The sequence below is a fragment of the Algibacter lectus genome (genome assembly GCF_004368925.1).
In the GTDB taxonomy this organism is placed as follows: Bacteria; Bacteroidota; Bacteroidia; order Flavobacteriales; family Flavobacteriaceae; genus Algibacter; species Algibacter lectus.
Genome location: NZ_SORL01000007.1, coordinates 1,293,025 through 1,314,303 on the forward strand (window position 1 = coordinate 1,293,025; position 21,279 = coordinate 1,314,303).

Annotated in this window: 19 protein-coding genes; 3 read left to right on the plus strand and 16 right to left on the minus strand. The window is 32.4% G+C overall.

The features are described 5' to 3' along the window. Nucleotides 1-3: 3 nt before the first annotated feature. The 6 genes from DFQ06_RS06020 to DFQ06_RS06045 all read right to left on the minus strand — a co-directional run bounded on the left by DFQ06_RS06020 (nucleotide 4) and on the right by DFQ06_RS06045 (nucleotide 8,845). The gene (locus DFQ06_RS06020; RefSeq protein WP_133966676.1) at nucleotides 4-1,605 is read right to left on the minus strand and encodes an aryl-sulfate sulfotransferase; all 1,602 of its coding nucleotides are present in this window, start codon (nucleotides 1,603-1,605) and stop codon (nucleotides 4-6) included. A 118-nt stretch (nucleotides 1,606-1,723) separates the two neighbouring features. Then, on the minus strand, nucleotides 1,724-3,667 hold the full coding sequence (nagB, locus tag DFQ06_RS06025) for a glucosamine-6-phosphate deaminase (RefSeq protein WP_262709880.1): 1,944 nt from the start codon (nucleotides 3,665-3,667) through the stop codon (nucleotides 1,724-1,726). A 1-nt stretch (nucleotide 3,668) separates the two neighbouring features. Further along, entirely contained in the window at nucleotides 3,669-4,985 is a 1,317-nt protein-coding gene (locus DFQ06_RS06030) for a sugar MFS transporter (protein ID WP_074935683.1), read from the minus strand. Nucleotides 4,986-5,032: 47 nt separating this feature from the next. Then, nucleotides 5,033-6,166 carry an N-acetylglucosamine-6-phosphate deacetylase gene (locus DFQ06_RS06035; RefSeq protein WP_074935684.1) on the minus strand — a complete coding sequence of 378 codons (1,134 nt, stop codon included), beginning with the start codon at nucleotides 6,164-6,166 and terminating at the stop codon, nucleotides 5,033-5,035. Between the two features lie 23 nt (nucleotides 6,167-6,189). Further along, entirely contained in the window at nucleotides 6,190-7,677 is a 1,488-nt protein-coding gene (locus DFQ06_RS06040; RefSeq protein WP_074935685.1) for a sodium:solute symporter family protein, read from the minus strand. A gap of 115 nt (nucleotides 7,678-7,792) precedes the next feature. Beyond that, nucleotides 7,793-8,845 (minus strand): substrate-binding domain-containing protein, encoded by a 1,053-nt coding sequence (locus DFQ06_RS06045; RefSeq protein WP_074935686.1) that lies wholly within the window; start codon nucleotides 8,843-8,845, stop codon nucleotides 7,793-7,795. Nucleotides 8,846-9,109: 264 nt separating this feature from the next. Here DFQ06_RS06045 and DFQ06_RS06050 point away from each other — a divergent pair, with 264 nt between their 5' ends. After that, on the plus strand, nucleotides 9,110-9,754 hold the full coding sequence (locus DFQ06_RS06050) for a carbohydrate-binding family 9-like protein (RefSeq protein WP_074935687.1): 645 nt from the start codon (nucleotides 9,110-9,112) through the stop codon (nucleotides 9,752-9,754). A gap of 112 nt (nucleotides 9,755-9,866) precedes the next feature. Here DFQ06_RS06050 and DFQ06_RS06055 read toward each other — a convergent pair whose 3' ends face one another. From DFQ06_RS06055 to DFQ06_RS06100, 10 genes are all read right to left on the minus strand, one after another. Continuing rightward, nucleotides 9,867-10,493 (minus strand): Pycsar system effector family protein, encoded by a 627-nt coding sequence (locus DFQ06_RS06055; RefSeq protein WP_133966679.1) that lies wholly within the window; start codon nucleotides 10,491-10,493, stop codon nucleotides 9,867-9,869. 25 nt (nucleotides 10,494-10,518) lie between these two features. Then, nucleotides 10,519-11,760, minus strand: a complete 1,242-nt coding sequence (locus tag DFQ06_RS06060; RefSeq protein ID WP_133966680.1) for a cation:proton antiporter — start codon at nucleotides 11,758-11,760, stop codon at nucleotides 10,519-10,521. Between the two features lie 88 nt (nucleotides 11,761-11,848). Further along, nucleotides 11,849-12,220 (minus strand): hypothetical protein, encoded by a 372-nt coding sequence (locus DFQ06_RS06065; protein WP_042504565.1) that lies wholly within the window; start codon nucleotides 12,218-12,220, stop codon nucleotides 11,849-11,851. 4 nt (nucleotides 12,221-12,224) lie between these two features. Further along, entirely contained in the window at nucleotides 12,225-13,631 is a 1,407-nt protein-coding gene (locus DFQ06_RS06070) for an FAD-dependent oxidoreductase (protein ID WP_133966681.1), read from the minus strand. Nucleotides 13,632-13,669: 38 nt separating this feature from the next. Further along, on the minus strand, nucleotides 13,670-14,050 hold the full coding sequence (locus DFQ06_RS06075) for a hypothetical protein (RefSeq protein WP_133966683.1): 381 nt from the start codon (nucleotides 14,048-14,050) through the stop codon (nucleotides 13,670-13,672). After that, nucleotides 14,050-14,319 (minus strand): hypothetical protein, encoded by a 270-nt coding sequence (locus tag DFQ06_RS06080; protein ID WP_133966684.1) that lies wholly within the window; start codon nucleotides 14,317-14,319, stop codon nucleotides 14,050-14,052. The genes DFQ06_RS06075 and DFQ06_RS06080 overlap by 1 nt, the downstream gene beginning before the upstream one ends. A gap of 3 nt (nucleotides 14,320-14,322) precedes the next feature. Beyond that, nucleotides 14,323-15,990, minus strand: a complete 1,668-nt coding sequence (locus tag DFQ06_RS06085; RefSeq protein ID WP_133966686.1) for a CRTAC1 family protein — start codon at nucleotides 15,988-15,990, stop codon at nucleotides 14,323-14,325. Next, on the minus strand, nucleotides 15,983-16,648 hold the full coding sequence (locus tag DFQ06_RS06090) for a DUF6796 family protein (protein WP_133966687.1): 666 nt from the start codon (nucleotides 16,646-16,648) through the stop codon (nucleotides 15,983-15,985). Before DFQ06_RS06090 ends, DFQ06_RS06085 begins: the two co-directional genes overlap by 8 nt. Before the next feature lie 207 nt (nucleotides 16,649-16,855). Then, entirely contained in the window at nucleotides 16,856-17,515 is a 660-nt protein-coding gene (locus DFQ06_RS06095; protein WP_042499009.1) for a Crp/Fnr family transcriptional regulator, read from the minus strand. Between the two features lie 200 nt (nucleotides 17,516-17,715). Then, a complete protein-coding gene (locus DFQ06_RS06100) occupies nucleotides 17,716-18,672 on the minus strand; it encodes a glycoside hydrolase family protein (RefSeq protein ID WP_206672766.1) in 957 nt (318 codons plus the stop codon). Between the two features lie 433 nt (nucleotides 18,673-19,105). Here DFQ06_RS06100 and DFQ06_RS06105 point away from each other — a divergent pair, with 433 nt between their 5' ends. Continuing rightward, on the plus strand, nucleotides 19,106-19,576 hold the full coding sequence (locus DFQ06_RS06105; protein WP_133966688.1) for a hypothetical protein: 471 nt from the start codon (nucleotides 19,106-19,108) through the stop codon (nucleotides 19,574-19,576). Between the two features lie 540 nt (nucleotides 19,577-20,116). Beyond that, nucleotides 20,117-21,277 (plus strand): endo-1,4-beta-xylanase, encoded by a 1,161-nt coding sequence (locus DFQ06_RS06110; protein WP_133966690.1) that lies wholly within the window; start codon nucleotides 20,117-20,119, stop codon nucleotides 21,275-21,277. Nucleotides 21,278-21,279 lie beyond the last annotated feature (2 nt).

Below are 21,279 nucleotides of genomic sequence, written 5' to 3' on the forward strand. Positions count from 1 at the left end.
AAATCAGTTGACTATAATTTTTATTCGTTTGATAATTTTTTCTTTTTCAAATTCAATAAGATAAAAACCTGATTGAGTATTTATCAACGCATGATCATTCGAGAAATTTTTAGATGAGAATACTACTCTCCCATTTATATCTATTATTCTTAATGCATCGAGTTCTATTTTTTGGTTGAATTTTAGAACATGACCAGTAACCGGGTTGGTTACCCTAATATTATCGATTTCAATTTGAGCTACGCTTAAAGTTGCACAAGCGCTGGAAAGAGAATTTTCATTTTCAATAAATCCCCTGGGTGTTAAGTCTTTGCCCGAAAGCCCTATATAATTACTAGAATATTTTTCGGCTCTAAATATTGGGTTGAAATTTTGAGAAATATTATCAAATTGATTAAATATACTATTCCCAGATGGATTTTTATAAGTCCATATGTGCTCACCAGCTTTTGTAATTTCAGATACCTGCCCTAAAGAACTTTGACAGATTATAAAGTTCCCATTTGGAAGGCTATGTGCTCCAGATTTTATTGTTTCGTACATGGGTTTTTCTAATATATCACCACTCCACGACCAGTTAAAATCTAATGGTTTAAATGTATTATTCTCTTTAGTGTACGTATTACCAGAAATCTCAGTATCTAATAAATGGACTGTGCTGTAAGCTCTAGTTTGATCACTTCCATTACTAAAAACAGATATTTTACCTTCATCCAAATACCCAGGCTCTACCCATTTTACATCATGTTGCGAAAATAGTTTTTGATCTTCAACTCCGCCTTGTTTGTAAACTCTAGAGTTACCCCACCTCCACAATAAATCGCCTCCTAGATTTGAATAACCTCCAGCATGTCCCGCAGCCTCAGCAGTTGTGGTATTATGATCAATAATATAAATTTCATTTAAATTTCGTGCAGAGATAATAATTTGATCAAGATTTGCATTATAATCAATCCCATTTACATGCGTATAACCTCTATCCAAACTTTCAATATTAGAATCTACATAGTTTATATCAATACGTTCGGGATGGTTTTCAATAACACCAAAATTCGCTTTTGAACTATCATAATCTTGAATGATATGGTCTATAAATTTCCATTCCCAAACAATTTCAGCTTGGTTAGTTCCAATAGGTTTTAATTCAACTATTTTATCTAAGTCAATAACTTGATCAACTTTAAGAGGGTCTTTTCCTTGAGCAATAATCTCTGTATTAGAATAACTATCTCTAACTATGCATAAAACATTTCCATTTGGAAGTGGTTCAATATCATGGTGTTGATTTAGCCCATTGGCATTCATCTCATAGTTCCATAGTACTGTATTATCCCAGCCTCTAATTTCTAACTTATTTTTACCTGCTCTTAATAATGTTCCATTTTCTAACAAATAACAGGTTGCTCCTGGAAACTCCGTAAAAGTCCATTCATTTACCTTTTCACCACAGTTATTAATTAAATACACACTATTGTTTACTTCTGGGGAAAATAGTGTGTAACCTTCCGATACATTACTATCTGAAAAGAGCAACCCAACCGTTGGCGCTTGCGCTCTAACGACAGAAACGGTTAAAATAAGAATAAATGTTATTTTTTTTATCATTTTTTTTTTATAAATAGCTAATTTCCAGAAACAAATACAATAGACAATTTAAAATAGAAAAATGCAAACGTTTACAATTTAATTTGCCTATGCTAAACTTAAAAGCCGTATCACTAGTTTAATACTCCCACCTCACAAATGCCTCCATCGCAGCATAATGAGATAAACCCAATTGGTGATATATATCGGCAGTTTCTCGGTTTCTATCTTCTGCACGTTGCCAAAACTCTCGACTATCATTCCCCTGAAATACCACCCCATCTTTTTGAGATTGGTGTTTAAAAATTCCTTTACGTTTTTCAAGTACTTGATCTGGCCCCATAGGTACTGCCATTTCAATTTCATCTATACCCCACTCTTGCCATGCTCCCCGGTATAGCCATACCCAGCAATCGTTCATAAACGTTTTAGGTTTTAATTGCTTTACAGCTTCAAAAATAGCATCTAAACAAACTTTATGAGTGCCGTGTGGATCGGCCAAATCACCAGCAGCATATATTTGGTGAGGCTTTATTTTTTCAATTAAATCTGAAGTTATTTTTACATCTGCGATACCAATTGGGTTCTTTTTTATCGCCCCAGTTTCATAAAATGGCAATTCCATAAAGTGTATCTGTTCGTCTGGGATACCAACAAAATGGCATGTAGCACGCGCTTCTCCTTTACGTATCAATCCTTTGATATAACGCACTTCGGCAGTATCAATTTCACTAGATTTTTTATTCTTTAAAAACTTAGCAGCTTTTTTATAAATGGCGCTCGCTTCTGTATTTTCTATTCCAAACTTATCGTTATAATCACATACAAAACTAGCAAAACGCAAAGCTTCATCATCAGCTACAGCAATATTTCCTGAAGTTTGGTACCCTACATGCACTTCATGCCCTTGTTCCTGTAAACGTTTAAATGTTCCTCCCATACTTATGATATCATCATCTGGATGTGGACTAAAAATAAGCACTCGTTTTTTTGCAGGTTCGGCACGTTCTGGACGTTTACTATCGTCTGCATTAGGTTTGCCACCTGGCCAACCCGTAATGGTATTTTGAAGTTTATTAAATATACTAATATTTATGTCGTAGGCAGGCCCCGAATCTGCTAATAAATCGCTCATACCGTTTTCTATATAATCGGCATCAGTAAGCATTAAAATAGGCTTCTTTAAATCTAAGGCTAAATTTAAAACGGCTTTTCTAATTAGTCTATCGGTCCAAACAATTTTTTCAACTAACCATGGGCTGTTAACACGTGTTAGTTTCGATGCCGCCGCATTATCCAACACGAAGGTTGCATTATTGTGCTCTTGCAAATAAGAAGCAGGCACCAAGTTGGTAACCGTATCTTCTACCGAGGCTTTTATAATATTAGATTTACCTTCACCCCAAGCCATTAGAATTACTCTTTTCGCTTCCATTATTTTTTTAACACCTAAAGTAATAGCTGTTCTAGGGGTGTTATTTAAGCCTGAAAAATCGCCACTTGCTGCTACTCTGGTAATATGATCTAAGGCTACTAAACGCGTTTTTGAATTTTGAAGTGATCCCGATTCATTAAACCCTATATGGCCATTACCACCAATACCTAAAATCTGTAAATCGATACCTCCTAGAGCTTCTATTTTTGCCTCGTAGGCATCACAATAACCTGCAATAGCTTCTTTAGATAATAATCCATCAGGTATATTATAATTTTCCGGTAAAATATCTACATGATTAAATAATTGCTCTTTCATAAACCGCACGTAGCTATTAATAGAATCTGGCTCCATTGGATAATATTCATCCAAATTAAATGATACTACATTTTTAAAACTCAAACCCTCCTCTTTATGTAAACGAACTAGCTCTGCATATAATCCTTTAGGCGAACTTCCTGTTGCCAAACCTAAAATACAAGGTTGCTTTTGAGATTGTTTAACTTTTATTAAATCGGCAATTTCTTTGGCTACAGCTTTTGATGCCATAGTTGAGTTTTCAAAAACAATCGTTCCGATGTTCTCAAATCTTTTTTCAAAGCCTGTTGCTTTGTCTGTATTACTCTTTAACATGCTTGTTTTTTTTATTTTATTGTTTTGACCAACTTTTATATTTGTGTCCCCATAATGCAAAAAATAGAATTAATACATAGCAGGGAATTAATATCCAATAACTATTTGTTGAGGCTGTTGCCAAAGCGTCTACTTCATTGACTCCATTTGTAATGAGTTCATACTTATTGGCATCTACCATTCTGCCATATAGTGGAGGAATGATAGCTCCTCCGGAAATAGCCATAATTAATAAAGCTGAGCCTATTTTAGTAAACTTACCCAATCCCGCTAAGGTTAACGGCCATACCGCAGGCCAAACCAAAGCATTAGAAATCCCCAAGGCTGCAACAAATAAAACAGACCTAAAACCTGTTGTTGATAAAATACATATACTAAAAACGACACCTAATACCGCACTTATTTTAAGGGCAGTGCCTTGTTTTAAATATTTAGGAATTAACAAAACTCCTATAGCATAGGTACAAACCATAGCAAATAGAGTAAGCGTGGTAAAAAACTTAGCATCGGCTGCAGGAAAACCTAAAGAAATACCATAAGCTATAATGGTATCACCTGCAATAACCTCTGCTCCAACATAAACAAACAAGGTAAGCACCCCCAACCATAAGTGAGGAAATTGAAAAATATTGGTTTTTACTGCACCATCCTCATCAGATAATTCTTCTTGGGTTGCTTCTACATTTGGTAATGGAGCTTTTCTAATTAGAATACCTAAAATAAATAGAACTATCGACATTATTAAATAAGGCATAAAAACACTATCAGCCATAGTATCTAGAAGTACTTGTTTCTCTTCTAAAGAAGCCTTACCTAATTTTTCTTTTACTTCGTCGATACCTGATAGTAATAATGCCCCAAATATAATAGACCCCAAAGCTCCTGCTACTTTATTGGCTATACCCATAATTGCGATACGTTTAGCGCCACTATCTATAGGCCCTAATATCGTGATATAGGGGTTGGCAGCAGTTTGCAACAAGGTCATACCAATACCTTGTATAAAAATTCCTGTTAAAAATAACCAATACGTTCTAGCTTCCGCAGCAGGTATAAACACTAAGGCACCAATAGCCATTATTACCAAACCTAAAGACATCCCTTTTTTGTAACCTATTTTATTTAAAATCCATGAAGCTGGTAATGCCATAACTACGAAGGAAATATACGAGGCTGAAGCTACCAAATACGATTGAGCATCTGTAAGCTCATTAATAGTCTTCATGAAAGGGATTAACGCACCATTTATCCAAGTAACAAATCCGAAAATAAAAAACAAACTTGCTATAACAATAATTGGAATTAGTGTATTTGATTTGGTAGATTCTTTCATAAGTAACTTTATAAAATTGATTAATTTGTTAAACTATATTTCAAATATTAATTTTTTATAAAAATTTGTTTTCCTGACTTAAAAACACTTAGAATAGATATGGAATTATTTTTCAATTTAAACAAAACAAAGTCCTCTGTGTTATCAGGTAAATCAACCAAATTTTTAGGTTTTATCGAAGCTAAAGACCATACTTCTGCCAAATTCAATATACTTTTTGAAAAAAGTGTATTAATGCAATCAAGTAAAGAAACAGCTGAGCCTGCTAAAACATTTTCGTTTTTAAAAGTAGAAAGCCTCCCTCCTTTTTCCAACTTTACTTTACCTCCAATATGCGTATGATAAACACCTGTCTCCATCTCTGCAAACATGGTAGAATCGCTCACTAGAATAACATTCTCTTTTTTAACATTAAGTACTATTTTCAAAAAATTATCAGGCAAGTGAAATCCATCGGCTATAATACTTGGTGTTAGTTTATTATTTGCTAATTGATCTAAAATAATATTTGAATTTCTATGAAGCGATAAAGGAGCTCCATTACCAAGATGCGTAGACATGGTCGCTCCCGCCTTAACGGCAGCGTCTATTTGCGCATTGCTTGCCACTGTATGTCCAATTGAAACAATAATATTATGTGCTGCACACTTTGCAATAAAATCTGCTGAATTGTCCCATTCCGGACTTAATGTTATTATTTTAATTCTATTTCCTGAGGCTTTTTGAAATGCTTGAAACAGTTCCCAATCGGGCGCCTTAATATAATCTTTAGAATGCGCCCCAGAAGCCTCCTTTACAGGGGAAATAAAAGGACCTTCCAAATGAATTCCAGTAACGTAAGACGCTATTAAAGGGTTTTGTAAACACAGTTCATTTATATTTTTTAAAAGATTAATAATATTCTCATCTGAATTTGTAATAACCGTTGGAAAAAAGGACAAAACACCTTCTTTTGAAAGTTTATTAATCACCTTAATAAAATCCTTTTCAATAATAGGAAACGTATTGAAATCGACTCCAGAAAACCCATTTATTTGAAGATCAAATAAACCAGGACCAAAAAAGATAGTTTCAGAATCTTTGGTTTCACCTTTTGTTTTTGAAACTAATAAATTATCATCAATTACTATTTGAATTAATTCGTTCGAAATACAGTCAACACAATTAATACTTTCTTTCATTATTTTTTCAGAATTATTAAAATTTAATTTTCAAATTTTTTATCAATAGATTCTAGCAACTTTAAGACTTCTGGAGCTACTTCTACTTTTCGATTTATAAAGCCAAAAAGGATATATAAGAAAACGGATACTATTAGAGGCAAACTTATCTCTAGTGCAAAAGGTAGACTTATAGAGAAGATTTTAATTAAAGCAAAACTCGTCAGACCTCCAAAAATGGAGACCAAAGCAGCTGTAGATCCACTTTTTCTGAATAACGGAAGCATCCCTAACAACATAGGTACTGCAATAGGCCCTACAAGTGCAGCAAACCAAGTTACTATAAGCCCCAATATACCACCGAAAGATTCATATTGTGTTGCTATCAAGATTGTAAAAAAGATGAATATAAATGTTACTTTTCGTGCTACAATCAACGGATTAACAGACGCATTAACATTAAACCTTTTAAAGTGAAGTGGTAATATATCTCTTGTTATTACTGCTGAAATAGTATTTGCGTCGCTAGAAGTCATAGACATGGTGGTTGCAAACATAGACGCCAACACCAAACCTATCATCCCTTTTGGTAATAGCGTGATGGTTAAAAGCCCATAAGATTCTGTAGGATCATTCAAATTTGGTAACAAAATAGGTGCTGCCCACATAGGGAAAAACAATATTAAAGGCCAGATAAGATATAATACCCCCGACAGTATCGCTGCTCTTTTTGTATTCCTTTCATCGGGAGAGGAAATGTACTTTGTGGCTAAATTCCATGTACCACCATTATAACTCAACATATTTATAAATAAGAAAGCCAAGGCAAAACCAACGGTATAAGGCTCAGTAAAAGGCTCACTGTTTTTGGCCGGTAATTGATCCCAAATAGTAAAAACAGAATTTATACCACCTAATTTAGATGTTGCAGCAAAGAACATAACAATTCCAGCTCCGATTTGAACTATAAACTGAATAAAATCACTAACAGTTACAGCCCATAATCCTCCAATAGTTATATACACAATAGAAATACCACCAGAAAAAAGTACCCCATAAAGAATAGGAACACCTGTAAATACTTTTAATAAAATAGCAATAGCTGCCCATTTAGCAGCAACATCAAACAGTTTTAAAACAACACCACTCCAAGCTATTACTTGCTGAGTTTTTACACCATATCTTATAGCGAGGTATTCTAAAGGCGATTGGATCCCGATTCTCTGTCGTAATCTCACCCAGCGCACCGGAAATATATTTATTGTAACTAAAATTGAAATACCAACCGTCATGGCCCACCATACATAAATTGAAAATCCATGGGTATAGGCTAATCCCGCATAAGCCACAAACACAGCTCCGCTGTAACCAGAAACATGGTGAGAAATACCAGATAACCACCATGGCAAATTGCCACCTGCTGTAAAATAATCTCCAGAGTCTTTATTTTTATAATGTGCCCAAACTCCAATAGCTACCATTATTAAGAAAAATATAATAATTACAATCCAATCTAATAGCTGTAGCGTCATGTGCGTTTTAATTTTTATTAGTTAACAATCAATGCCTCAATTTACGGTAACGTACCTCAAAAATATAAAAAAAAACATACTAACCTAGCATGTTTAAAAAAAAGAACGTAATTATTTAATAATATTTATAATTCTTCTTTGTTATAATATCTAAAGGCATTATGATTTCTTTTTCAACTTCTTTCTTCAGCACAAGATGCTCAAACAACTTAAAAACAGCTTGATACCCCTGTTCTTCCGGGCGTTGACAAATAAGAAAATCTATAATTTCTTTCTCCATATATTCAACATCTTCTCTAAAAAAATCATATCCAATAAGATATATTTTATCACCAGCCCGCTTTTCAAAATATTTTGCGATGTACGCCACTTTCGAATTAGGGATAAAAACACCTTTAATAAGTGGATTATCTTCTAAAGTTTTAAATAAAATATCACTTATGGCATCTTCATTAAAATCTGTTAAAACAAGTGACTTGGTAGTTATAGCGTTATTTTTCTCATTTAAATACGCATTCATACCTTTTTCTTTTAGACCTATTATACCCTCTGTATCCATGGTCTTTTTTAAGTGTAGAATTAGAATTTCTCCTCGATCAAAACAATAATTAAATAACTGAGCTGCTAATTCCCCACTTTCAAATAACGGTTGATGAATACTACATAGTGAATCTATTTTTCTAACGTTGGAATCAATAAAAACATATGGACGATTCTTTTGTTTACAATCGTCTAATAAAATTTCAATCTCATCAGCAAACTTAGAAGTTAAAACCAAACCCTGGATATCACTATTAATCAATTCTAATATTTTTTTTCTAATTTCCTTGCTATTATCTTGCTTGAAGGTATATGTCTTAATCTTGATATTATATTGAGCTAATTCTTTTTTAGCTTTTAAAATTCCTTGCATTGGAAACTCCCAATAACCAGAACCTTCAGAAATATTAGGCAACAAAACTCCTATTACAATTTTCTTGCTTTTAGACAGATTACTAGCCATAATATTTGGCTTGTACCCCATTTGTTTTATTACCTTTAGAACCTTTTCTTTTGTTTTAAGGCTTACACCTGCACGATTATGTATTACACGATCTACCGTTGCCAATGCTACGTTAGCCGCTTTAGCTACATCTTTAATACCTATTACGCGCTCATCATTATCCATACTTAACTTTTATACTATCTCGAAACTTATTTCACTCTAATTTAACAGCAAAATTAAACTATATCTTTTTACTAAAACATTCATTAACCCCAAAAGGACTATAAAACTTACTTTCATCTTAAAATATTACTCATTGTTAAAAATAACATTCTCCTTAATCTTGAATACAAACTAAAATTACGGTAACGCAACTCAATTTATATAAAAAAAAACAATAATTAGTTACTAAAATTAATTAGTTTCGTTCTTTAAATAAAAGAGTCATTGAAAAATAAACTAGTAGTACCAGATATATCTAAATCTTTAAATAAAAAAACAAGTTTAAAAAAAGTTTTTAAATTTATTGACTACCATAATATAGACCAATACTCATGGGAAACACCTAATGGACCTGAGCATATACGCTTCAAAATAGCTCATGATAATAAAAATATTTATTTACACTACGATGTTATCGAACTTGAAATGGCAGCTAGGTACCTTAATCACAACGATCCTGTTTGCAAAGATAGCTGCGTCGAATTCTTCATTAGCCTTCAAGATGACCCAAGCTATTATAATTTTGAGTTTAACCCCCTGGGAACCATATTATTCGGCTATGGTCTAGACAGATATCAAAGACAATTAATCGACATCGAAACAATAGATTTAATTAAAGTGAAAACGAAAATAAAACGAATAAATCAACATGATTTAACCACATTTAATTGGAAATTATATATTAAAATTCCTTTAAAAACTTTTGCATTTAGCACCATAAAATCTTTCGAAAAACTAAAAGCAAGAGCAAATTTTTATAAATGTGGAGATGATCTTTCTAAACCTCATTACATAAGTTGGACCCCCATAAAATCAGAAAAACCAGACTTTCATTTAAAATCATACTTTGGAGAAATTGATTTTAATTAATTTATTATTTTCTAATTAAAAGCGCCATAAATTTAAAAAACTCTAACAATATTTACTTAAGCACTTTATGTTTTGGCTAATATTAAAAAAGTCACTCTTCTCTTATTAAAAACTACATCAATCCGCCAAACAAAGCATGGCACAAAACAAATGCAATCACGGATAAAATAATACCAATTAAAAAAATATTAAACGATTTGCGAAGGAGCTTAAATTTACGATCAATCGTTTTTCCTAAATGATAGGTATCTTTTGCAATGGTTTTATAAAGCTCATCCCCTTCATTCATTAAATTGGTAATATTTTCAACATATTCATCTTCTTCCATATCTTGAAAATTGCCGTAAAACATTAAATTTTTCGTTTCATTTTTTCCATGAGCAAGTTCTGGTCGTGTTGCTAAAATGGCAAAAGTAATAGAGGCCAAATTGGTGAATAATATCATGACTATAGGAAAAATGAGATGTGGGTCATTACTTAACTGACTCATTACCGTCCCTAATATTAACGACAAAATTAAAGCGTTTATAGATATTAAAATGTTCGATTTGGTATCAATCATTGTATTTAAAGTATACTGATTTTTAGACAATAACCTAAACAACGTTTCTACACCTCGCTCAGACCTTGGAGCGACTTTAGCCAATTTCTTTTTTAATTGTTTTAAAGCGTCTTTATCAATATTTAATTCTTCCATTAAATATTTGTTTTCTGCTTTTTCCTTTTGTTTGTTGTTCATATTAAAATTTATAAAAACTGAAGTGTTAAGAGTAGATTTTTTTGACAACTTTACCAATAGTCAATCCTTGAACTATAATGGAAAAGAATACAATAATATAAGTGATATGAAGTATTAAACCTCCCGAAAGTTCTTCACCCAAACTTAAAGCTAATGCAATAGAAATACCACCTCGCAATCCTCCCCAAGTTAAAACGGCAACGGTTTTCATTGGTTTTGTTTCCTCATGCTTTAGGAGGGAATAAGGCAAAAACACAGAAATAAAGCGAGCTAGAAGTACAATTAGAATAGCAAGAATGCCTAATAAAAAATAACTTGTATTAATATTCAGTAAATGAATGGCGAGCCCAATTAGCACAAATAAAATACCATTAAAAACATCATCTAGAATTTCCCAAAAGGAACTAATTGCTTTTTGTATTGGGTTCTTATCTTCATTAACATGAATTTTATTTCCTATAAATAATCCGGCAACAACCATCGCTAATGGTGCTGAAACCTCCATTAAAAAAGCTCCAGCCGTTCCACCCATAACTACGGCAAGGGTAATCATTACGGCCAATTGAGGATTTTCTTTTAAAGATTGAATACATTTTAATCCTAAAAAACCAATTACCAATCCGTAGAACAACCCGCCTACTGCTTCTTCTAAAAACAACATGCCTATTTCTGTGCCAATCTCTGTATTACTAAGTTCTCCCGTAGCAGCCGCAATTAATAATATTCCAGAGAACACAACAACACCAATACCATCATTAAACAAGGACTCTCCTTCTATTTTAATACCTAGACTTTCAGCAATATTCGCTTCTTTTAAAATAGCCATAACAGCAATTGGATCGGTTGGAGATATTAATGCTCCAAATAAAAGTGCATGTAAAAAAGGTAACTCTAAACCAATAAGTTGCGCTCCAAAAAAGGTTAAACTACCAACTATACATGTAGATATTAGCACACCTAAAGTGGCAAATAGAAATATTGACTTTTTTTCTTTTGTAAGCGCCGCAAGATTAACATGCAGAGCTCCTGCAAACAGTAAAAAACTTAAAATACCATTAAGTAATAATGTTTTAAAATCTGCATTAACAATGATATCACAAAAAAATCTGTAAAATTCAGGAAAAACAGTCTTGCTAAGCGTTATTGGAACGATTAAGATTAAGCTTAGAATCATTAGCCCAATAGTTGTTGGTAATTTTAACCACTTATAATTAATGTAGCTAAAAAGCGCTGAAATTGTAAATACAATACTGAATGATTCGAACATTTTATTTAGATGGTATTAAAATATTTCGCTACGAAAATAACAATAGTAAGGTAAAACTTCCCATTGAATTAATAATAAGATATCAGATTTAATCTATTTTGTTCTGAAATTGATTTTGCCGAATTGTTACTGCCCTAAAGGAAAAGGTTACCAAAGAAATAAGTCCGATGAGGGCGAAAACAATAGCCAAAACACTAGTATATAATGAAGTTTTCCCAACTTCATATAAACCATTTATAACAGCAGAAACTAATAAAAGTGCCACAGCAACATAGAAAAACACCATCGCCATATTAAGCAACTTTAATTGTTTTAACTTTTTTGCTGTAATTACTTTCTTTTTAGAATTTTCAATCATTCCGCTTATTTCATTACTCAAAGTCACCATTAGGTTTGAGGTAGAAAGAATAAGTAACCCCAAACCCGGAACAATTGTAATTGGTAAATGCCAGTTTTCCATGATTTTATTTTAAATGATTTCGCACACCATAACTTGCCAACACACCTTCGCCTGTAGCCGCAGCAACTTGAGCAATGGCACCCTCACGACAATCTCCTGCTGCAAAAACACCAGACATACTAGTTTCTCCTAAGCCGGTTGTGGTGATAAAGCCTCTTTCATTTAATTCAATACTATCCTTTACACTCGTTGTATTTGGAATTAATCCTATAAAAATAAAAGCTCCATCTGCCGTTAGCTCTTCCGTTTCTCCAGTCGTTTTATCTTTTACTTCTAAACCTTTGAAGTTTCCATTTTCATCTTTAATAAATGCTAATGATTCTTTATTAAGGTGTGTTTCAATATTTTTTATTGATGGTAATTTCTCAATATAAGTTTCAGAAGCTGAAAACGCCGCACCGCGATTTACAATAGTTACTTTTTTACAAAAACCTGCTAGAAATATACCTTCTTCCAAAGCACTATTTCCTCCACCAATAACGATAACTTCTTTATCTCTATAAAAAGCACCATCACAAGTTGCACAAAAATGAATGCCTGCTCCTATTAAATCTTCTTCATTTGGAATTCCTAATTTTCTATATGTAGAGCCTAAAGCTAATACCACAGATCTACTTTGATACTTGCCCATATTAGAATCTATATTGAATAAATTTCCGTCTTTAGAAATACTTTTCACCTCAACACCCGTTTCAATAGTTGCACCATAAACCTTGGCTTGTTCTGCCATACGTTGCATTAATTTTGGACCAGAAATCTCCGTAAAACCAGGATAATTTTCTATTTTTTGAGTTAAAAAAGCATTACCTCCAATATTCTTTTTTTCAAGAATTAAAGAACTAAAACGATCCCGTTGAATATAAATAGAAGCCGTTAATCCTGCTGCACCAGCACCTACAATAATACTATCATATACCTTTTTTTTAGATTCTTCACCAATGTTCAGAACTTCTTTTAAGATTGAATTATCTGGATTTGTATAGCTCTTATCGCCAATAAACAGAGTAGGAATAATACGTTTACCATTATTAATTTCTTCTACTTTGTCGGCAGCCCAAGTGTATTTATCAACTTCTATATATTGAAAATTAATATGATTATCTTGTAAATACCCTTTTGCTCTCTGGCAATCTGGACACCAATCTGCTCCGTATAAAATAACGCGGCCTTGCTCATTAATACCTAATACACTTGCTAAAATACTATTGTCCGGATTGGTATATGGCTTTTCGTTAATAATAATGGTTGGTATAATACGCTTACCTTTGTTAATATCTTCAACTTTTGCTGTTGCTTCTTTATCTAAATCAACATCAACAAAATTAAAATCAATATTATTTTCTTTTAAATAAGCTTTTGCTCTTTGGCAATCTGGGCACCAATCTGCTCCATATAAATCTATTGTATTCATATTTTTTTATTTTAAAATAGCGTTATGACTAATGTTTTTTATTGTTGAACTTTCATTTTTGAATGTACTATTTTTAACACAACTAAACTACTAAAAAGTAATAATGAATAATAGCACATTGGTGTTCCTGAAGCTGCTTTAGGGCATTTGGCATAACCAAAAAACTGCATGATTGAAGCTATTAAAGCAATACTGCCTGCTAAGCCTGTAAGTAAAAAATATACGATATTCTTCCTTTTTAAAAGATGTACTATTAACGGAATAAGAAAACAGAATAGAATAACTAAACACATGGGGAGGCCCATTATTTTTGGGCAACCTTCACCTGTTTTAAATTCTTCAACAACTAATCCGCCAGCTCCATATACACCTATTATGAGTATACCAAAAATAGCATAATATGTAATTCTTTTTAGCATTATTTGTTATTAACAACCACACAAGTAGGGCATTCTGTACCTTTAACTGTGCTCTTTAATTTTATACCATTTAGATGTGTTACCATAAAATTCTGTACAAAGGCATAATTAGCACTGTGGTTATTAACACTTATCTGTGCATCTTCATACTTTTCTCTTATGAGGTTATCGTACTCTTGATGCCCCCAACAATTAGGACAATAGCCCTTAGATAAATCATTGATCGTCTCTTGTTTACCTTTTCCTAGTAATTGTTTTATAAACTTCATTTCTTACTTACTTTCTTCGATTGTTTCTGTATCTACATCTATTTCTTGAGCAACTTGAACTTTAACTTGTGGTTTTAAATCGATAACCGAGTTAATTTTCGGATTATCAATACTAATCTCCCTATTGTCTGCCAAAAGCACTTTAATATTCAAAACAGTAGATTCTTTCCCTAATCCAAATTGAAGCAATGCCGTTTGATCACTAGCTAAACCTTCTCCGCTTACCAGCCAATCGGTTAACGTTCTTGTTGGCGTAGTTACTGTTACTTTTGCTCCTTGTGCATTTACAGATTCTCCTAAGTCTACTTGCAAATAATTATTAGTTCCTCCTTTATTGATGTAGGCTAAAGATGGTGAATCGATATTTACCCAAATCATGTCTAAATACCCATCTTGATTAAAATCACTTACTAATGATGTTATAGCGTAATACGGATTAACAACACCACTTTTTTCTTCTGTTGGTGCAAATGTGCCATCTTCCTTTTGAACTAAAAATCTACTAGGCAGTTTAAAAAGTTTATTAGGAGCAAAATCGACATAATTTTCGGCCACCATTAAATCTTGTAAACCATCATTATTCATATCTGCAAAGGTGCAACCCCAAGAAAATTCGTAATCTGCAATTTTAGTCTCTTCCGCCGTATCTGTAAATTTAAAGTTTCCTTCATTTTTAAAAAGAATCCATTTTTCATTAAATAAAGATGCATCTTTTATATCGCCTTTCGCAATCGCTCTAGGAAGCGTACTTCCGGTATTCGAAAACATAAAATCTACCAACCCATCATTATTATAATCTCCAACTGCTAACCCCATTGGGTAGGCGAATTTTTTGGTTAGCGGGTTCGGTTTCATCGTGTATGTTAGGTCGCCATTGTTTTTATAAGTTCTTGCTTCACCCGTATCATGTACCACAACTAAATCTAACCAAGAATCGTTATCAATATCAACTAAAACACCTTGAAACGTGTTGTGAACATAGTCTAAACCAGCTTCTTTAGTGATACTTACAAAATTTTCGTTGCCTGTATTTAAAAGTAATTCACTTGTGGAACCATAAGTGTAATCTTCAAAAATGGTTTGCCCTTCCATCAGCTCTTTTTTAAGATAGGTTGCCATAAAAATATCTAAATCGCCATCTTTATCAATGTCACCAACCGTTAATCCTGCAGGTGTTGATTTTTCATTTATTGGTGTGTCAATTTTTTTAGCGGTAAATTTCCCGTCGGTATTATAATAGATTGTTAAACCATCTTCTCTACCAAGTAAAACATCGGTAAATCCATTGTTATCAAAATCGGCAGAAACAACACCAACAGTGGTTAAAGTACTTCCTTTTTTCTGTAAATTAACTTCAGAAGAAATATCTACAAACTTATTATCGCGATAAGCAAAAATGGCATCTTCTTGAAACATGCCACCTCCAAAAAAGACTTCATCTATATTATCGTTATCAATATCTATTAAAGCAGAAGGTGCAATTGGTAAAGATTTATCACCATTATATTGATGTTTAAAATCGATTACAACGTCCTCGAATAAAGGAATTTTACTATCTTCTATTGTGATGTTGTATTTATCTGAAACTGAATCACGCCAGAAAAAACCAAGAACGAGTACAACTAGTAAAAGGATAACTATTCCTGTGTATTTTAGAATTTTTTTAAGCATTTTTTTGATTTTTAATGTATTTATTAAATTGATATAATGATAATCCGAAAAGAATAAAATGAGTGACATTCATTAAAATAGGTAGCATGTGTTTTCCTAAATCTGGTATTAGTTTACCTAAAACCACTAATAAAACAAGTATTACAATGGGGTTGAAAACTGCCATCCATTTTGGGTAGTATGTACCGCCTTTTAAAATAGCAATAGCAAAAACAACAGATAATGTTGCTATAATAACACGTAGCGCTTGCACTAACACTTCCATGTGATTTGTATAATGCGCTAATAGATTTTGGTAAGTTTTAGCATCCATGGCTTCTTCTAAATGAACAATATTACCTATAGAAGCACGAGAGCCAATCCAAACACCGCCTACAGCAAAAGCTACAAACCCAATAGCAAGAACTAGCCTAGCTAAATTTTCGTTACCCGATTTAAGCATTCGGTATATATGTATGTATCCTGCAAAATAGAATGGCAATCCAATAACGGCCAAGAAATGACCTGCGGTAAGATTATTTAATGTTACAAATTTGAAAAATTCATAATTTTCTGAATGTTCTAAAATTGAGGGTGAATAGTGTAAAAAGTATTCGCCCAAACCTACAAGAATAGAAGCAATAAGGCCTAGATACCCTAAAGTTTTAGTTAATTTCATTTAATTGTTAATGTGTTAGTTATGGGTTTGTCGAGATATGTTAAAATTCCTTTCAGATAAAATAAAACACTATGAATTAACAGGTTACAATAAGTAACAATCTATATAATAACAGTATCAAAAGCCAAGTTTAACAGCTAATTATTACGCCTACCGATGTATAATCTATATCGAATTCATACAAGAAACGTTAATAGATTCTAACAACTATTTTATACTTGAAATAAACTCGATATTATAATCTATTATCCCTTCTTTCCTCATTGTACTCAGTACATTACTCACTGTTTGTCTAGAGGTATTTGTAAGGTTTGCAATCTCTTTATGTGAAAGTAAGTTTTTAGCAGTTAAATGCCCACCTTCATTGGATTCACCAAACTCTTCTAGATAATCTGCAATAAATTCTTTAATTCTTGTTACACTATCTTTGTATAACAAATTGTGAAGTCTTCTTTCTAGTTTTTGAATTCGAAGTCCGTAAATTTTTAGCACGCCATTTTTCAAAGACTTATGTTTTTCCATAAGCACTTCCATCTGTTCAGATTCTATGTAGCAGATTACACAGTCCTCTAAAGCATAAGCTATTTCTTCGCTTGCCGCTTTTTTATCATATAATGCAAGTTCTCCAAAAATATTACCACGCTTTAAAACATACTTAACAGTGTTGTTCGTTTTGTTTACAATTTTTACACTCCCTTTTTTTAGAAAGAACACACTATTCTTATGCTCATCATTAAGGTTAATAGCTTTTCCCTTTTCAATATTATCCATTTCTAGAATCTCAACAATCTTCATCATATTGAACGTGCCAAGCTTCTTAAAAAGATTGAAATCTTCTAAAAACCAGTATTTTGTAATTGCTTTCAATTGTAGTTTGGTAATAATTATAAAGCCAAAGGTATCACATTTAACATTTGAATAAGGGTATTAAATTTTTGATAGTTACTTAACGCGACACTTAGTACGATTTTGTTTCTCTTAAACTTCCCTCCTAATTTAGCTGAAAAGCAACTTAAAAAAGCAAGCCATCAATAACAACTATAACGATTTGGTTCAGAAGATAATATTTAATTACTTTTCAGGAGTTTAGCAACTCCAATTCCAAATTCTCCAGATACTGAATAATAAAGGTATACATCTTTGTTATCATTTAAAATAGCTGGATCTCTCAACTCATGCAGTGGTTTTCTAGAAAAACCTTTTACCGATTTTTCAATAGGAACATTTACACCTTCATAATCCATTTCTGGTTTTAATACTTCTTTAACCTCGTTAGCTTTCCAGCTTTTCCATGAACCTTCAGAAAGATCAACATCACAACTTAATATCCGTTCTGGTGCATCTCCTTTTTGGGAATAAAATACAGCAAGCTTATCTTTTTTTAAGCTAACAGCGGTATGTCTTGCTTTAGGTAAAATTAAAGCACCTTTCTCAAATGGTTGCATACCATCTTTAGACCGATAAAAAGCACCTTTTACTAATGCATAATATTCCGATTTGTATTTAAAAACACGAAAATAGGAAGGCCCCAGTATGATATCGGATGCTTTGAAATCTATTCCATTTTTAGACGTGCTGAAAAACGTTTTTTGCCCTTCTTTATTTCTGTTATATCCATGAAAATACATTCTAATGGTTTTCGTTTCTTCATCTATAATAATATCTGGCGAAGCTATATGGCCAATAGCTGCTGTTTTATCAATATGAAGCACTCCTAGCTTATATACAGTCCAAGGTCCAACCGGCGAATTTGCATAAGCTAACCGAATAAACTTACCATGATGATGCGCAAAATACATATAGTATTTACCTAGAGGATTTTCAATCCAATCGGGTACTTTTATTACCGAAGGCCCGTTTATATTTTCACCTAATCGGCCTTCTAAACCATCCATTTCCGGATAGATCATCAAATTATTTTCCGAACGCACAAAAACACTTTCGCTGTCCTTTTCTAGACTAGAGGTAGACACAACAATTTTAGACTTGTCTTGCCCTTCTTTTTGAGCATAACCTTGAAACATTATTAAACTCAGGACAAGAAATAAAGTCTGTTTGCAAAAAACCCGATTTATCATATATACTTTTTTAGAATAGAACGACTTGTTATAACAAGTAGTAATTTTTATTTCTGCTCCTGTGTTGCCGTCTGTAATAGCTTATCAATAACATTACGTGTCATGCAAACAAAAATAGCCTTCACTCTATCTTTATAAGTATTAATTATTCCCTATTCGTATAAATTATGTTTCATTTTGATGTAAAATACCTTTGAATAGCACGAAACAGAGTAAGGCTTATCTTTTTAAAATAAGATAAGCCCTTCTCCTCTATCTACTAAAAAATTTATATTATATTAGTAAAACTTTACCTACGTAGATATATTGTGAATAAATTTCTAAAACATCTCTAATTTAAAGACGAAAAACAATTCATCTTAAACACCTACAGAAAACCATGAAAAGAAAGGCTATTATTAAAACCACAACGTTCAAAAACTTATTTTATTTAGCATTAATTTCAATCATATCTATCGCTTGTGGTTCTAGAATTAATTCAAAAAAAGTTAAAAATTTTAATACCATGGAAGGTGTTTGGGAATTAAGCGAATTCTACCATCTTGCAAATGAAGATACCCTTATAGTTGATACTTCAAAAGTGCAACATAAAATTTACCTAGACGGCTATGTAATATGGAACACAGATCCGGCTCCCGATGCTTCGGAATGGCATGCTTATGGTACTTATACTTTTAAAAACGACACCATTATTGAAAAACTAACGTCTACTTCGAAATCAATGAAAAGTGACGTGAACACATACGTTATACCTATTGAACGCGGAAAAAACTCTTATAAACAAGTAAACACTTATAAGAATAATGATACCATTTATCACAACATTGAAGTTTATAAAAAAATAAATTAAGGTCCATCAACCACTTTCCTTACGGAACAAAAAAGTCTTCTTATAAATATTTAAAGTATTTATAAGAAGACTTTATAATTTCCAGTTCAACCTACTAATGTTCTGGATAACATCAAAAAAAAAAAATCGTAACCAACTTATTCATTGGTTACGTAAAAACATTCAGGATAATTTATATTATCTGTTATTATTTTCATACTTCGCTTTTTATTGAAGTGAGATTGAAAACACAGCCTTCCTCATGAAAAAACTAAGCCTTTCCTCCTATTATTTCATCTTTTAAAAGTGTCCATGTTTTATAACTAAAAAGAGCATTTACACTAAATTTCTTTTAGACATCTAAATCTATCCCTAGTAAAATTATTTCACATCAATCATTTCGAAATAGCTGTTATACATAGTAATTTCAATCATATGCAACAATTGTTTCACCATTAGTCCATTTTGTTTTACTCTACATTCTATTAAAAAAGTAATTTTATTCAAATCATTTTAAGTATTAAAATTTCAATTATAAAACGTCTTTTTTAAACCATAACCATGACCCACAGAATAAAAAATATCCTTTTAGTTTCTGCACTAATTTTAAGTGCATCTAGCTGTAAAAACGAAATAAAAGAAATTAGTAAAACCGAAATTAAAACCACTTCATTGAAAGATGCTTTTAAAGGTGATTTTCTTATTGGAGCGGCATTAAACAAATCTCAAATAGAAGAAAAAGACACATTATCTATAAACCTTATAGAAAAAGAATTTAATACCATTACTCCAGAAAACGAAATGAAATGGGAACAAATTCACCCACAAAAAGATACATTCTATTTTGATATTGCCGATAAATATGTAGCACTCGGAGAAAAAAATAATATGCATATTGTTGGGCATACTTTGGTTTGGCATAGCCAATTGGCGCCATGGATGCAAAATGAAAAAGACAGCATTACTATGGTGAAAAATATAGAACACCATGTAAATACTATTGTAAAAAGATACAAAGGCAGAATAGATACTTGGGATGTGGTGAACGAAGCTTTAAATGAAGATGGCAGTTTTAGAACTTCTAATTTTTACGAGGTTATGGGTGATAATTTTATAGCACTTGCTTTTAAATTAGCTGCTGAAGCCGACCCTAATGCAAAATTAGTTTACAATGATTACAACCTTTGGAAACCAGAAAAAAGAGCCGGTGTAGTAAGGCTTGTAAAAAGTCTACAAGAAAAAGGTGTAAAAATAGATGGTGTTGGTATGCAAGCCCACTGGAGTTTAGAAGGCCCATCTATAGAAGATATAGAAAATAGTATTCTTGCTTATGCCGCATTAGGCGTAAAAGTTAGTTTCACCGAGTTAGATGTTACAGCTCTACCAAACCCATGGGATTTGGATGGTGCTGCCGTAGAACAAAGTTATGAGCAGTATGAAGGTGACCCAAAAATGAATCCGTATCCAGAAAAATTATCTGAAGCTGCAGCTATGCAATTGGCTAACAGATATGAAACTATTTTTAAGCTTTTCTTGAAACATAAAGACAAAATTGATAGAGTTACATTTTGGGGGGTAAACGACGGTCAGTCTTGGTTAAATTACTGGCCTATAAACGGAAGAACGAATCATCCGTTATTATTCGATAGAGACTTCAATCCTAAAAAAGCATATGAGCGTGTTATGGCTTTAAAAAGTGATAATCAACCAAAACAAAACTAAAA

Excerpts from the sequence above, each read along its gene's own strand:
- DFQ06_RS06030 (WP_074935683.1), bottom strand. The coding sequence starts at position 4,985 with ATGAAAGAATCTACCAAATCAAATACACTAATTCCAATTATTGTTATA.
- DFQ06_RS06065 (WP_042504565.1), bottom strand. The coding sequence starts at position 12,220 with ATGGAAAACTGGCATTTACCAATTACAATTGTTCCGGGTTTGGGGTTA.
- DFQ06_RS06085 (WP_133966686.1), bottom strand. The coding sequence starts at position 15,990 with ATGCTTAAAAAAATTCTAAAATACACAGGAATAGTTATCCTTTTACTA.
- DFQ06_RS06110 (WP_133966690.1), top strand. The coding sequence starts at position 20,117 with ATGACCCACAGAATAAAAAATATCCTTTTAGTTTCTGCACTAATTTTA.
- DFQ06_RS06090 (WP_133966687.1), bottom strand. The coding sequence starts at position 16,648 with ATGAAATTAACTAAAACTTTAGGGTATCTAGGCCTTATTGCTTCTATT.
- DFQ06_RS06035 (WP_074935684.1), bottom strand. The coding sequence starts at position 6,166 with ATGAAAGAAAGTATTAATTGTGTTGACTGTATTTCGAACGAATTAATT.
- DFQ06_RS06055 (WP_133966679.1), bottom strand. The coding sequence starts at position 10,493 with ATGAACAACAAACAAAAGGAAAAAGCAGAAAACAAATATTTAATGGAA.
- DFQ06_RS06075 (WP_133966683.1), bottom strand. The coding sequence starts at position 14,050 with ATGCTAAAAAGAATTACATATTATGCTATTTTTGGTATACTCATAATA.
- DFQ06_RS06040 (WP_074935685.1), bottom strand. The coding sequence starts at position 7,677 with ATGACGCTACAGCTATTAGATTGGATTGTAATTATTATATTTTTCTTA.
- DFQ06_RS06070 (WP_133966681.1), bottom strand. The coding sequence starts at position 13,631 with ATGAATACAATAGATTTATATGGAGCAGATTGGTGCCCAGATTGCCAA.
- DFQ06_RS06080 (WP_133966684.1), bottom strand. The coding sequence starts at position 14,319 with ATGAAGTTTATAAAACAATTACTAGGAAAAGGTAAACAAGAGACGATC.
- DFQ06_RS06045 (WP_074935686.1), bottom strand. The coding sequence starts at position 8,845 with ATGGATAATGATGAGCGCGTAATAGGTATTAAAGATGTAGCTAAAGCG.
- DFQ06_RS06100 (WP_206672766.1), bottom strand. The coding sequence starts at position 18,672 with ATGTTTCAAGGTTATGCTCAAAAAGAAGGGCAAGACAAGTCTAAAATT.
- DFQ06_RS06020 (WP_133966676.1), bottom strand. The coding sequence starts at position 1,605 with ATGATAAAAAAAATAACATTTATTCTTATTTTAACCGTTTCTGTCGTT.
- DFQ06_RS06060 (WP_133966680.1), bottom strand. The coding sequence starts at position 11,760 with ATGTTCGAATCATTCAGTATTGTATTTACAATTTCAGCGCTTTTTAGC.
- DFQ06_RS06105 (WP_133966688.1), top strand. The coding sequence starts at position 19,106 with ATGAAAAGAAAGGCTATTATTAAAACCACAACGTTCAAAAACTTATTT.